This window comes from Pirellulales bacterium, assembly GCA_035533075.1.
Taxonomy (GTDB): Bacteria; Planctomycetota; Planctomycetia; order Pirellulales; family JAICIG01; genus DASSFG01.
In genome coordinates this window covers 23,154-38,164 of the sequence record DATLUO010000221.1, presented here as the reverse complement: position 1 = coordinate 38,164, position 15,011 = coordinate 23,154, and the positions used below count along the sequence as shown (strand labels likewise).

Annotated in this window: 3 protein-coding genes; all 3 read right to left on the bottom strand. The window is 64.9% G+C overall.

Going from position 1 to position 15,011, the window contains the following annotated elements; translation table 11 throughout:
• Nucleotides 1–24: 24 nt before the first annotated feature.
• Nucleotides 25–1,494, bottom strand: a complete 1,470-nt coding sequence (locus VNH11_28360) for a hypothetical protein (protein ID HVA50301.1) — start codon at nucleotides 1,492–1,494, stop codon at nucleotides 25–27.
• A gap of 41 nt (nucleotides 1,495–1,535) precedes the next feature.
• A complete protein-coding gene (locus tag VNH11_28355; GenBank protein HVA50300.1) occupies nucleotides 1,536–3,353 on the bottom strand; it encodes a hypothetical protein in 1,818 nt (605 codons plus the stop codon).
• A 599-nt stretch (nucleotides 3,354–3,952) separates the two neighbouring features.
• Nucleotides 3,953–14,911, bottom strand: a complete 10,959-nt coding sequence (locus tag VNH11_28350) for a DUF4214 domain-containing protein (GenBank protein HVA50299.1) — start codon at nucleotides 14,909–14,911, stop codon at nucleotides 3,953–3,955.
• Nucleotides 14,912–15,011 lie beyond the last annotated feature (100 nt).

Here is a 15,011-nt window from a genome sequence, read left to right as displayed (position 1 = left end):
CGCTAAAAAACGGTGGATCAACCCTTATTTCACGCGGCCCCGCAACGGCAGCACCCGATCGTGCAACTGACTCATCTCATATTGCAGAAACGAATCAGAGTTGCGCAAAGCCACATCGGCCGCCGAGTAAAACGGCCCACTCTCAGGCACGTGCGGAAACCGTTCTTCCCACTCTTCCGCCGCTCGATGCGCCTCCGGTGAGCGGCTGCAACAAAGCGCCGCGCGGCAATCGGAAGTCATTCGCTGGTCTTCCGACGCCCACAGGGCCTCGATCATTTCGCGGCGCCCCCACTCCTCGTCCAGAATGGCGAGAATCGCCGCGGCCCTGGCCCGGTCGAAAGGAACGCTCGATCTCAGCGCCGCGCGAAACTGCGGCCGGCTCAGTTCCGGAGCATGCTCCAACAGCAACAGGGCCGCGTCGGCCGCTTCATGGCTGCGGGCCCGCGAGAGTGCCGTCAGCACTTCGGGCACGCGGTAAGCCTGCCTGATCAGGAACACCGCGCAGCGCATCCAGGCGGCCGGCTGGGGAATGTCGGCGTTGGGATCGAGTCGCTCGAATAAGGCAAAAACACGATCGCACCAGGCCGGACCGCCGCGCCGCGCGATCACGTCGAGAGCTCCGACCATCATGCTGCTCGGCTGGCCTTGAAGCACCTTCTCGATGACGGCATCCAGTTCGGGCGGCCCAACTTCGGCCAAGGCGAACATGGCCGTACGATCGCCTCGGCCCTCTTCGAGTTGCCGCAGCACGATCTGGGCCCTCGCGCGGCGGCACTCGTCGGCGGCCGCTTGCAGCAGACGGGCCGTTGTTTCGTCGATGCCCTCGGGCAGGCGATCGCTTGCGGCCAGCCAATCGCCGACCTCGACGGCCGCGGAGAAGCGGTTTTTGCCGCCGCTCCACGCATCGCAGAACGCTTCCACCAGAGCCGTGTTGGCCACCACGTCGTCGGCCAACTTAAAGACTGCCCGGTTCTCCTTGATGCCTGTCGCAAATCGCGTGAGCTTCAATTCGGCGAGGCTGACCATGATGGTGTCGATCGACGGGTGAAGCTCGATCAGCCGTTGCTCTGGCGGGGTCAACTGGCGGGCCTTCTTCAAATAGCGGCAATAGAACCAGCCGTCGAACCATTCGCCCTCATCGTCATAGAAATCGACGTCGATCGACTCGCCGGTAATTCGGTGCGTCAACTCGCAGCCTCGGCCGTGAAAGCGATATTCCCATTCCGGCATGCCCGGCACGATGCCTTGCTGGCTGATCTCTTCCGGTTGGCCGAGCGCGCCGGCCGTGGCGAGTGCTTCCGGGTCGCCTTGCAGATGGTTCCTGACAACGTCGGCCACCCACCGCTGCCGCCTTCGTTGCTGCACCAGGGCCACCAACAGCCAAAAGGCCCAGGGCGACAATACCGGGCTGGCCTTCGGCAAGGTTGCGCGTTCGTCGCGCGCGGCAGCCGCTCGTTTGACGGCGGCCCAAAAAGCTTTCTGGTGTTGCTGCATGGAATCTGGTTCTGATCGAGTTTCCGCTCGAAATCTCTACATTATTTCTTGAAGAACTTATCATTTTCTTGCTGGCCGGCGACGCGCTGAAAGCGGTAGTAGACCTCCAGCGTCAGCACCGCCAGCGCGGTGGAATAGATGCGGCCGCCCTGACCGCCCCACTGATCGTTGGGAGGCCAGCTTCCACGTTCGCACCCTTCGCCTTGCGCCTGCAAGCCGGTCACGCGGTCGCGCACAGGGCTGTTCCATCGCTTCCACGGCCCGCCGCCGACCTGAAACATGGCCATCGTGCAATTGTACCAGAGATAGTAATTGGGGAGGAAAAACAGGCCGTGCCCGTCGGCCTGATCGGCCAGATAGTCGGCGCCGCCTTGCACGATCGGCGCGTCGACCGTGTGCTGAAAGAACTCGACCGCCATCATGCCTACGCCCGTCATGGCGTCGGTGCCCGGGTTCGGGGGTTGGTAGTAGGTCCGACCGTTTGCGTAATGCGCGGCAAAGAAGTCCATCATCCTGGAAACGGTTTGCGGCGAAACGCTGAGCTTTGCCTCGCGGGCCGTTTTCAGAGCGAGCATCACCCAGCCCGAAACCGAGCAATCGCTCGGGTCGCGAGCGTTCGTCGTATAGCGCCAGCCGCCGTCGTCGTGTTGCAGGCGTTGGATGAAGTACACCGCGCGTTCGGCGGCCTTCAGATATCGTGGGTCGGGCTTCTTTCCTTCGGCGATCGCCACGGCGCAGGCCTCGCACAAGGCGAACGTTCCCAGGGCGTGCTCGTACATGAAGTATTGCTGGAACTTGGCGCCGGCCTTGATTTGTTCCGCGGAGGGGTTTTGCGAACCGACGATCGAACCATCGGGTGCCTGCTCCTGGACGAAATAATCCAGGCCTTTCGCCACCTGGCCGGAGTATTTTTGGCCATTGAAGTAATAGTGGCCGGCAGCCTGAAACGCAAGCAGCGCCAGGCCGGTTTGGGCGATTTCGTAGGCCTGGCCGGTCCCCTGGCAAGGAGCTTTCTGATCGCAGCGCGAGTTGGGATCGGTGCCCAGGCAATCGGCGCCCCAGTGTCCGTCGGCGCCTTGGTGGCGGGCCAGCCAGTTCAGGCCGTCTTCGACCGCCTTCTGCGACTCGATCGTTCCGCCGCGCTCGCCGAGCCATTCGGGTGTTTTGGGTTTCGTCCGTTCCTCGTAGAGTCCCTTGGGCGTGTCGGCGACGACGCCCAGCTTCGGCTCCTTCGGAATACCGAGCGGCTCGGGCTTACGTGGCGCGTCGGCCAGCAGTCCCGTAGGTTCGTCGGCGACGATGCCCTTGGGGTCGTCTGGGCGCATTTTTTTGGGCGGATTGTCGACGATCCCCAGCGGTTCGTCGGGCTTGGCGGCCGGCGGCGCCGCTTGTGAAGCGGCCTCGCCGGCGACTTTTTTGTCGGTTGCGGTGGCGGACTTGTCACGAGACTTGGTGTGGTCGCCGGGTAATGGTACGGGCGGAGCCTTGCTCGCGGCCGATGGACGTTTCTGCCGAGGAGGCTGTGCGGTCGCGTTGATCGACGCCACTTCCGTTGCTTCATGAGGCAACGGAAAGTAGGCGAGCAAGCCCACGCCCACCAGCGCCGATCCAATGAGGATGCCGGCAAGCCAAACGACCATCGTCCATCGCGAGCTCGTCCGACCGACCGCCGCTTGCGAAGCAGCCGGCGGCGGCGTCGCCGGATGCGCATCGTTGCTCGTGATCTTTACACGAGTGGGCGGAGGCGGCGGACGCTTGATGCCGGTGTGCGCCACCGGAAAAGCATGGCCGCAGCCTTGATGCGGACATATTGTTGCCGTATCCGGAACCGGCCGGTGACAGGCGGGGCATGTTTTCACAAGGATTCTCCCTCAAGAGACCGCACTCGCGATCTTGAGTATCTCCGGCCGACTGATTGTTTCGCAAGTCTACCCCAAACTTGCTATCCGTCGTACCACGGACTATCCTGGTGCGGGCCGGGCGAAGCAACGAGCGTCGCGGCCGGCGCCGACCAGCAAGCCGCGATCGGTCGCGTCCAGCAGCTCGGGGGCGGCGTCGAGTTCGATGCCAAACGATGTAGTCCTTCGGCTTGAACCGGGCAATCTCGGAATGGAGTTTATCGCTCATGTCGTCGACCGCGCGTTCAATGTCGCGATAGTTTCGCGTGCCCAGGCCCGCACCGTGCGGGTCGGCGGCCACCTGGCGGAAAAGCCCTGCGAGTTTTGTCATTCGATAGCCCAGGGTGGAACCCTGGGTATCGGGAAGACACAAATCGTCGTAGCCCTGTAAGGGCGTCATTCCCCCATCCTGCGCACCGAATCGTGGGAGAGGCAACCATCGGGCGCGGCCCCCGCGGAATGACGCCCCGTTGGCGATCACAATTCTCTTCCCGCCAGTAACCCAGGGTTCCGCTGCGTGTACCCTGGGCTTTCGAGTACAAACCCCTCGGGGTCGGGACCTAAAGTCGCGAAAACAAGGCGTCTTTAGCCGCGACCACGGCCTCTGATTGACTCGACGCAGGAGACGTCTGGTAGTAGTCGGGCAACGTCGTCGCCGTGCCAGCCCCCGGTTGCGCCGGATTGTTCGCATACTCCGGCAGGTTCGTGATGGCCTGCTCAATCGTGCGGTCGGTCGCGCCGGCCTCCATCTGGTTGGCGTACTGCGACTTCTCGGCATCGGTGGGCGCGCGGAACAGATACTCCTGGAACCAGCCGGTCACGTCGTTGCCATAAGCCTCCGGGCTGTCGAAAAAGCCCAGCGCGATGTTGTAGCGCACCGTGCCGGCGTCGACGCCCGCCGCCGTCTGCTGCTGGTAGTAATTCAGCCAGAACGTCTTGCCGTTGGGATCCGGCGTGCGGTTCAAAATCCGCTGATAAAGCGCGTCGATCCAGGCGTCGGGCGTGGCGCCGGCCGAGTTGAAGAATTCGGGGCTGTCGGCAAAGCCGGCCTTGATCTGCTCCGGGCCGCCGGTGGCGTGCCAGATGCCCTTCCAGTAGGCCAGCCCGCCGGAATCGAGCGGCCGCAAGAGATACTGCTCGTAGTAGTTGCCGAGCACCTTGTCCAGCAGCTCGTCGCTCTCGAAGAAGCCAAACGCCATGTCGCCGGTGTTGCCGCCGCTGTTGAAATAGTTGGTCCAGTATTGCAGGCCGGCCGCGTCGGGCACGCGATTGAGCGCCGATTCGTAAAACTTCCAGACCACGCCGGCGTGTTGCGAGAGCACATTCACCGTGGCCGTGCCCTTGTCGCCGGACGTGTCGGTCACCGTAACCTGGGCGTTGTCATAGCCGGGGAAGCTCGCGCCCGGCGTATACGTGAAAGACCCGTCGGCGTGGAACGCGAAGGTGCCGCCCTGGGCGCCAGTCACCGTGCCGGCGGTCACGGTGAGCTGGCTCGGGCCGGTGTCGCCCGTGAGCAGCCCGTTGGCGGCCGAAACCGTCACGGTGCCCGAACCGATCGTGTAGGTGTGGTCGGTCACAGAGAAGGTGGCGGTGGACACGGTCGTCGTGGCCTGGGCCGCGGTCGGGGTCGTCTGCCGATTGCCGGCGCTGTCGATGGCCACGCTGTAGAAGCCGTAGGTGTGGCCGTTGACGCCGCTGAACGTGGCCGAGGTGGCCGTGGTGTCCGTCTTAAAGGCGGTGAAGGCGCCGCCGTTATCGGCGACGAAGACGTCATACCCGGCGATCCCCGGGCCGCCGACGTCGCTGCCCGACCAACTTACGGTGAAGCTGGTCGAGGTCTCCGTGGCTGGCAGGGCCGCCACGCTGCTGGTGGGCAGCACCGCGCCCACGGAAACGAACGTCGTGGCCTGGGGCAGAAACGGGGTCGGCTGTCGATTGCCGGCGGTGTCGATGGCCACGCTGGCAAAGCCGTAGGTGTGACCATTGACGCCGGTGAACGTGAACGAGGTGGCCGTGGTGTCGGTCTTGAACGCGGTTAACTCCTGGGCGTCGTCGGCGACGTAAATGTCGTACGCGGCGATTCCCGGCCCGCCGACGTCGCTGCCCGACCAGCTCACGGTGAAGCTGGTCGAAGTCTCCGTGGCCGGCAGGGCCGCCACGCTGCTGGTGGGCAGCACCGCGCCCACCGAAACCTTCGTCGTGGCCTGGGCCGCGGTCGGCGTCGTCTGCCGATTGCCGGCGGTGTCGATGGCCACGCTATAAAAGCCGTAGGTGTGGCCACTGACGCCGGTGAACGTGGCCGAGGTGGCCGTGGTGTCGGTCTTGAAGGCGGTGAAGGCGCCGCCGTTGTCGGCGACGTAAACGTCATACCCGGCGATTCCCGGCCCGCCAGTGTCGCTGCCCGACCAGCTCACGGTGAAGCTGGTCGAGGTCTCCGTGGCCGGCAGGGCCGCCACGCTGCTGGTAGGCAACACCGCGCCCACCGAAACCTTCGTGGTAGTTTGGGCCGCGGTCGGAGTCGTCTGCACGTTGCCCACGTTGTCGGTGGACACGCTATAAAAAGCGTAGGTGTGGCCATTGACGCCGGTGAAAGTGGCCGAGGTTTTCGTGGTGTCCGTTTGGAAGGCCGTGAAGGGTCCACCGTTGTCGCTGACGAACACATTGTAGCTGGCGATGCCCGACCCGCCACTGTCGTCTGTGCCGGACCAGCTCACCGTGAAGCTCGTCGCGGTCTCCGTACCGGGCAGTGCGGCCACGCTGCTGGTGGGCGGGTCGGCGTCGATGGTGTTGCTGGCGGTGTTGGTGTTGATCGGCGCGTTGGTGTCGAAGACGACCGTCGCCGCTTCGTTGACGACGGCGCCGGTGGCCAGGTTGGCTTTCGGCCGGACGCTGTATTGGACATAACCTTCGCCGATGTGGTTCTTGTCGTCGGGCGGCAGGAAGCCGTCGGTAACGCCTGTCGGCGGCTGGCCGGTGAGCGGGTCGAGCGAGGTGAAGGTGGCGGTCAACTTGCCGGTTTGCACGTTGAAGTCGAGCGCGACTTGCACGTTCAGCGACGAGCCGTCGACATTCTGGTAAGCGACGGTGGTCTGATATTGCGTGAGGCCCGCGGGCACGTTGACGTTGACCGCGCCGAAGCCGACCGAGCCGAGTTGGAACGTCGACCAATCGAGGTTCGCGTCGAGCTGCTCGCTGACCGTGACGTCCTGTGCGGCGACGCTGCCGTCGTTTTCGAAATCGACCGTGTAGGACCAGGTGCCGTTGGGCTGGATGAAGTTCTGTGGGCCGAAGCCGCCAGGGCCGATGAGGGCGTTGGGGTCGGTGGAGATGACGACGACCGGGATTGCAAACGCTACCTTGGTGCCGGGCAAAATGGGAACCACCAGGCCCGCCCCGGCGACGCCGACCGGGCTTGCAAAGGCTACCTTGGTGTCGCGCGAAATGGGAACCTCGAGACCCGCCCCACCGGCGGAGGCCGCCGGCTGGCTGTGGGCCAGGATAAACTGCCGGATATAGCTTGCATTTGCCGTCGGGCCTTGGGCGAAAAGCAAGGCATCTTGCGCCTGCGCGGTCGCGTAGCTTTGGGCGTTTGCCGCCCACCAGCCGCCTTGGGCTATCGCGCTGGCGTAAGCCGCCTGGTAAACTGCCGCAGAGTACGCCCCGGCCATCTCAGCGGCCGACGCCCCGGCGAGCGCGTCCGCCAACGAGGGCGCCGCAAAACGGACCGGAACCAGACCGCTGGGATCGTTGCCGTCGACGGGATCATTTGCAACGTAGCGCCTGAGATTGGTGTCGCCTCCCGCCAGGCCGGTCGGGTCGTTGGAAAGGAACTGCCCGGTCGCCGGGGTGTAGTCGCGGGCCCGCATGTCGAAGAGGTTATCGCCGATCTGCATCACGCCGCTCTGCCCGGCGAAGGTGAACGCATTGGGCAGTTGCGGGGTGCCAACCGTGGTCGTCTCGCCGAACGGCCGGTAGCTGTATTGGTTGACGTACGAGCCGCTGGCCCCCGTGATGCCCACGGTATTGCCGGTGAGATCGAAGTCGTAGTAGCCCGTGCCGCTGAGTCCGGTCTGACTGACCAGTCCCAGGCCGTAAGTGTAGTCGGCGATCACTGAGCCTGAGCCGGTATAGGCCCCGACCACGTTGCCCAGGCCGGTCGGATCGACCAGGTAGTTGGTCTGGCTGGCACTGCCTCCGGCCGGCGTGGTCGAGCTGCCCATCATGAAGCCCAGCGGGCTGTATTGGAAATTGGTGACCGTGCCGTCGGGCGCCGCGATCGAAACGAGCTGGTTCAGGTCGTTGTAGTTGTAGGTGGTCGTGCCGCTACTGTCGGAGACGGTATGGAGGTTGCCGTTTTTGTCGTAGAAATACGTGGCCGAGCCGACCTGCGTGATCTCGTTGGCGGCGTTGCTCTTGTAGTTAGTGGCCGTGCCGTTGGTAGTGACCTGCGTGCGGTCGCCGGCGGCATTAAACGCGTAGGAGATGCTCGTGCCGTCCGGCAGGCCCACCTGGGTCAATTGCCCGGTGGCGTCGTAGCCGTAGGTGGTCGTGCCGGCCGCACTGACCATTTTGGTGACTTCGCCCAGCAGGTTGTAGCTGTAGGTGAACGAGGAATTGACCGTCTTGCCGTCGGGCGCATAGTTGACGATGCTGGTCAGATTGCCCGCCGGATCGTATCCGTAGACCGTCGAGGTGACGTTGCCGTTTTTCTTCGCCGAGAGTTGGCCCAGGTCGTTATACGTGTATTGCACGATCAGCTTTCCGGTCCCGTCGGTCAGTTTTGAGAGGCGGCCCTGAGCGTCGTATTGGTAGTTGACGATGAACCCGTTGTTGTCCTTGCTTTGGATCCGCTGGCCCGTCGTGGGATTGTAGGTGAACGAGAGCGAGAGGCCGTTGGGGTAGCTGATCGATACGAGCTCGTCGGGATTGTTCGTATCGTAGACGAGCGTGGTCGTGCCCGTGAGCGTCCCGGTCGCGTCATAGGTTTCGGCCTTGGTCAGATTGCCACGCGCGTCGTAAACGAACACCTGGTACGTCTTGTCGGCGAAGGTGATTTGGCTCACCAGACCCTGGTTATTGTGTTCATAGCCGATGGCGTCGCCGTTTTGCAGAACCGTTTCCTTGAGGTCGCCCAGCGGATCGTAGCTGAACTGCCGGGATGTGCCGTCGGCATAGGTGATGCTCATGACATTGCCGGTCGTTGAGTCCGACGAAATCTGGGTCGTGCTGCCGGACGCGTCGGAATAGGAGGTCAGCGTGCCGAGCGGCCCATAGGTGCGCGTCTGGGTCTGTCCGAGCGGATCGGTGATCTGGGTCAAATCGCCGTTTTGGCTATAGGCGTATTGGTAGCTCGCTGCGGCGGCATTGGTGTAACGGACAAGATTGCCATTGTCGTCGAAAAGCGAGTTGGAGACGCCGCCGTTGGGGCCTTGCACGCGGGCGGCCGCGCCCTGGTCGTCGAACCAGACGATGCTCTGGTTGCCGGCGCTGTCCGTGGCCGAGACTTCGCCCTGGCCCAGGAAGGCATAGGCGATCGCGTCGGCGCCCCCGTTCGCGCTCGTGCCGGTGAGCCGGCCCGTTGCGGGGTCGTAGGTGAAGTTGTCTTGCGAGCCGTCGGGGTTGGTGATGGAAAGCAGGGCGTTGGCCGTTTCGGCGTTCGTGCCGGTGTCGTACGCGTAAGAGGTCGTCAGGTTGCCCGGCGCGGTGACGGAGAGAAGATGGGCCGACGTGTCATAGACATACGACCACTTTGCGCCCGTGCCGTCGGCGACCTGCGACACGAGGCCCTGCGAGTTATACGAGAGCGTAAGCGTCTCGTTCGGCTCGCTGGCGTCGGCGGGGTTGGAATAGGTGAGCGTCACGAGTTGCTTGCCGGAGTTGTAACCGAGCGTGATGCGGTTGCCGTTGGTGTCTTGCACGTAGTTCAACAGGCCGCTGGCCAGGAAGACGTCCTGCGTGCCGGAAATCGAGGTAAACGTAAAGACGCCGCCGGAGCTGGTGAGCGTGCCAGATTCGCCGGCGGTGTCGAGATAGTCGCCATTGGGCTGGGCGACGAAAAAGCTGACCGCGCCGCCGGAGTCGATCGTGACGTTGCCGGCGGCGTCGACGCTCAGCGAAGACTGCCAGGAGGTGCTCCAGCCCAGGCCGAAGATGCCGGGCGTGGAGCGGCCGCCGATTGACGAATTGAAAGTGCGGCCGATGGCGAGCGAAAGGCCGCCGGGCGTCGGCAAAGAGGCGTCGACGGCCGACGCGAGTGTTGGCGTCGGGAAGGAGGCGTTGGCCTGCGCCACGAGGAACGACCAGAGGCGGCTGACGTCGCTGACCTGCGCGGTCGTGTCGCCGAGGTTGCCCAGGTAGGTCGCCGCTTGGGCCAGTGCGGCGTTGTACGATTCCACAGTCGTGCCCAGCGCGGAGGTCAGGTTGCCGTAGATCACGCTCCAGGCCGCGGCCGGAATGCTGGCGGGCCGCAGCGCGGACTCTTGTGATGCCCAGTCGATCGTCTGGCTCTCATCGATCTGGGCGGCCGTCGACGCCTCGCTGATCGTCGCCCCCCCGAAGACGTGCGGCGGCGGAGCGGGCGCGACCTCGCTGACCGTCACGGGCATCTCGTCGCCATCGATCGTGTCGTCGGACAACAGTTGCAGCGTAAGCTGGCCGCTCTGGCCGGGCCGCAAAATGCCCGCCGGCCCGTTGGGCGCGACGGCCAACACCTGGGCCTGGGTCACGAAGTTGTTCGGATCGTCGGGCGTGCTGAACAGCACCTTGGGGTTGGTCGACGAGATGTCCAGCAACGTGGCCATCAGGTCGTTGGCAGAGTCGTTCGTGTAAGTGATCACGATGCTGCCGGTGCGGCCGGAGCGAACGAACTGCGGCGTGACGAGTGTGGCACCGAGCGCGAAGGTGGTCGGAACGACGGCCTGGAACGGGGTGGGGGCCTTCGCCGACTGAGCGCCTTGCTGGACGCTGAGTGTATAGCTGCCGGTGTCTCCGAGCAAGAACGTGGCGAAGAGTTGACTGGGGCTTACGAAGTCGACGGCCGAGGCCTGAATGGTGGCCGGCCCGAGAGAGACCGGCGACGGAATCAGGGTCAGACTGGCCGTGGTGCTGGGCGTGAAGTTCGCGCCGTCGATCTCGATGGTCACGCTGCCGAAGACGCCGCCGGCATACGAGGAGATGGACGAGATGCTCAGCGCGGCGGTCTGGCTGGCCGTGAGGGTGTAGCCGGCTGTGGCGGCATTGCCGGAGACGCTGTGGACCAGAATATAGTACGTGCCTCCCACCGCGTTCGGGACGTTAAGCGTCTGGTTCGGCTGGTCGGCGACGGCGGCGAGTTGATAGCCATAGGGCGTCGGCTCGATGCCCTGGCTGACGTAGACCGCGGTGGCGCCCGAGCTGGCCGCACTCGTCAGCGTGACGACCAGCGCGCCGCCTGCCGGCGCGGTCACCTGATAATACTGGTCTTGGTCGGCGGCGGTGAAAGAACCGCTGGTGGACTTGCCGAGCGTCAGTGCCGGCACGCTGACGGCGAGCTGGCCCGTCGTGGCGGCCAACGTGTTGTTGCTCCGGTCGGGGTCGGGCACCTGGTCATGGCTGTCGGCCTCGACGAGCACGTAATAGTTGCCCGGCGCGAGGGCGGGCACGGCGGCGTTGAGGCTGCCGTCGTAGGACCCGTTTGCGGCCAGGCCGCCCGTGTGCTCGACCCTTCCCAACATGATGGAGCCGGCGGTGATGGTCGGCATGGTGGAGAGATACACGCTGTCGAGCCAATTTCCGTTGGCGGCCGCGCCGTTTTCGTCTTTCACCTGCCAGTCGACGGTGATCGACTGGCCGTCGGAGGCCGTCGTCGGCGCGGTGACGCTGGTCAGGCCCGGATCGGCGCCGGCCGAGGGCATGTCGACGTCAAGCTCCGTCGCGGTCTGGTTGACGGTCATGCGCGAAGGCAGGCCGGTCACGGTGGCGAACGAGCCGGTGGCGCTGGTGTACTTCAGCACCGGGTAATCCTGGCCGGCGACGGGCGTGAAGCTGTTGACCAGGGAGACGTTGAAATTGCCGGCCAACGTGGCCGAACCGGTGACGGCGACCTGTCCGAAGTTGCCGCTCGTTGGGCTGCCGCCGATCTGCACGTCGAGCGTGCCGGCGGAGGTCTGTGTGAAGTTTCCGCCGACGGCCAGCGCGCCGCCGAGTGTCAGGCTGCCGCTGTTGGCGAAATCGCCCGCCGTGTTCAGGCTGGCGCCGTTGGTGAGCGCCAGCGTGCCGCTGTTGGAGGCCAGGGCGGACAGCGCGGAGTAGCCCGTCCCGCCGGGGTAGACTGCGGTCACGGCCGCGCCGCTGCCGTCGAGGGCGATGGTGGCCGCATTGGTCGTGATGCTGGTGCCGCTGGGAAAGTTGAGCGCGGCGCCGTTGAGGGCCTTCCAGGTGCCGCCGGTCAGGTTGCCGTTGGCGTCGATCTGGGCGAACGAGCTAGGTTCGAGATCGAGCGTGCCCGAATCGGCCTCGATGGTGCCGGTGTTGATGATTTGGCCATTCACCCCGATCGTCGACGTGCCGGTTCCCGCCTTCTTGGCGATGGTGCCGGCGTTGTCGATCAGGTTGGTGCCGTAGAAGTTGTTGATGCCGGCATCCGACTCCATCTGGTACTGCCCGCTTGGTTCGATCTTGAGCGTGGTGGGCGTGATGCTGTCGCTGTGCAGATTGAAGTCGCCGCTGCCAGTCTGGATGATGCTGCCGTAGTTGTCGAGCGTACCGTCGGCGAAGATTTGCGTGTCATTCGAGCCGGAGAGGTTGATCGTGCCGCGGTTGGTCACATCGCCGACGGAAAGCTCCATCCCGCCGCCGGTCCACTGGAACATGCCGCCGGGAAAATTCAGGGTTGCGCCGCCACCCGTTGCGGGATAGAATATGCCGCCGCTGATGACGACCGTGCCGGCGCCGGTGGCAGCGAGCGTGCCGCCATAGGTGGTCGTTTGCCCGCCGGTGAGATCGGCGGTCGCCGCGGCGCCGAAGTTGAAGTTGACGCCGCCGAGGTACGTTCCGCCCGCCAGCGCGAGCGTGGTTCCCGCGCCGACATTGACGGTCGTGCCGCCGTTGAAGGTGCCGCTGCTGTCGAGCGTGATGCTGAGTCCCTGCGAGGCCGGCGCGTTGACGGTGGCGCCGGTGGCGCCCGAGGCCGGCAAAGCGACGAGGGTGCCTTGAATGGTCGCGCTCGTGCCGTCGCCCAAGATCAGGCTGCCTTTCGCGAGCACCGGAAAGTCGAGCGCGGTGCCGCCGAGGGGGCTCGACGAGGCGAGGTCGGTCAGCTTCGGAAAGGTGAGCGAACCGCCCGTGACCGTCAGGCGATCCGGGTGACCGCTGGTGCTAGTGAACGTGGTCCAGGAGTTGACGAGCTGCGTGTCGCTGCCATCGGTGGTCACATTGACGCCGTCGAGGCTGGTGAGCTTGCCGTCCAGGACGGTGCTGCCGCCGGTGTCGGTTATGTTGATGTCCTGGGTGCTGGTCGACAGGCTGGTCAGGCCCGACAGCTCGACCTCGCCGCCGTTGAGCGCGTTGATGGTCCAACTGCCCGGCTGCGCCGTCAGCGTGGTCAGGGCCGACACGTCGAGTACGCTGGGCTGGAGCGTAGCCGTGTTCATGCCATTGGCCTCGAACGTGCCGTTTTGAAGGAAGCCGTTGGACACGTAACTTGTCAGCTTCGGCAGTGCGAGCTGGCCGCCGCTCTCGGCGAACAGACTGGACTGATCGACGTCGGTCAGGCTGGACAGGCTGTAGCCGAAATTCGATGGATTTCCATCGACCTCCAGACTGCCGCTGGTGAGCTTGGTCCAAGCGTCGGCCACGTGCGCGTCGGTGCCGTCCAGCGTGACGCTGACGCCGCTGAGGGTGGTCAGCTTCGGATCCACGAGCGTGCTGCCGCCGGTGTCGGTGAGGCTGATGCCCTGGTTGGGGCCGTTCATCAGGCTGGCCATGCCCGACAGTTTGACCTCGCCGCCGTTGAGCGCGTTGATGGCCCAACTGCCCTGCTGCGCCGTCAGCGTGGTCAGGGCCGACACGTCGAGCAGGCTGGGCTGGAGCGTAGCCGTGTTCGTGCCCTTGGCCTGGAAGTTATTTTCGTTGGACACGTAACCCGTCAGATTCGGCAGCGCGAGCTGGCCGCCGCTTTCGGCGTCCAGACTGGACTGATCGACGTCGGTCAGGGCGGGCAGGCTGTAGGAACCCGTATCGACCTCCAGGCTTCCGTTAGTCAGCGTGGTCCAAGAGTCGGCCACTTGCGCGTCGGTGCCGTCGAGCTGGACATTGACGCCGTTGAGGGTGGTCAGCTTCGGATCCACGAGCGTGCTGCCGCCAGATTCGGTGATGTCGCCGCCAGCCGTGCCCGCTAGGCTGGTCAGGCCGCTCAAGTCAAGCGTGCTGCCGTAGGTGTCGGTGAAGAAGATGCCTTGCGTCTTGGTCAGACTGGTCAGGCCCGTCAGCCTGACCTCGCCCCCGAAGTACGCATGGACGTCCCAGTAGCTCTGCTGCGTCAGGCCCGTCAGGGCCGACACGTCGAGCAGGCTCGGCGCGGACGTGCCCGGGTTCGTGCCGCTCGCCTGGAAGAAGGTTTGGTTGGAGACATAGCTTGTCACTTTCGGTAGCGCCAGTTGGCCGCCGCTTTCGGCGTCCAGGTTCGACTGATCGACGTCGGTCAGGGCCGACAGGCTGTAGCCGGTACCTACGGAGTTTCCGTATACCGTCAGCGTGCCGCTGGTGAACTTGGTCCAAGCGTCGGCCACGTGCGGGTCGGTGCCGTCCAGCGTGACGCCGACGCCGTTGAGGCTGGTCAGCTTGCCGTCCAGGAGCGTGCTGTTGCCGCTATCGTTGATGTTGATGCCCTGGGTGCTGGTCAGGCTGGTCAGGCCGGAGAGCTTGACCTCGCCACCAGCGGTGGCGTTGACGTTCCAGCCGGCCTGCTGCGTGACCTTGGTCAGCGCCGAGACGTCGAGCACGCTGCCCGTGCCGTTGGCCGTGAATGAGCCGTTGGTGATCGTGCTCGTCAGCTTGGGCAGGCTGAGGGTCGCGCCATTCTCCGCGTCCAGGTTGGCCTGCGAAACCGTGGTGCTGCCGTTGGCCGTCAGATTCGCGTCGGCCTCGAGCGAGCCGCCGGTCATGTCGAGCGGCCCGCTGAGGGTGGACGTTCCCGCGGTCACCAACGAGCCGCCCGTGATGGCCAGCGTGTCGTTGGCGGTGGTGTTGAGACTGCCCACCTGGATGTCGTCGCCCGACTTGATGGTGATGGTGGCCGCCGTGGCGCCGGTGTCGATCGTCACGTTGTCGCCGCTGCCGGGCACTTGGCCGCCGCTCCAGTGGGTGCCGTCGTCCCAGTTGCCGCTGCCGCCCACCCACAACACCGCAGAGAGCAGGGAGCGCTGTTCCAAGAGCTGAAACAGCGATTTGCGTCCGGCGTGCCGCTGGCCCTTGCGGCGGCGAGACTTCGATCGGCGGTGGTTTTGAGCGCGTGCCTGCTTGGCGGTCCAGTGGGCGAACATGTCGGTGACTCCTGACGCTGAAAGATTTCGGCCCGCGGACAACACAGTCCGCTTCAAAAGGCATGTACGAGCCCAACAGGCAAAACCTGTCAGGAGAATT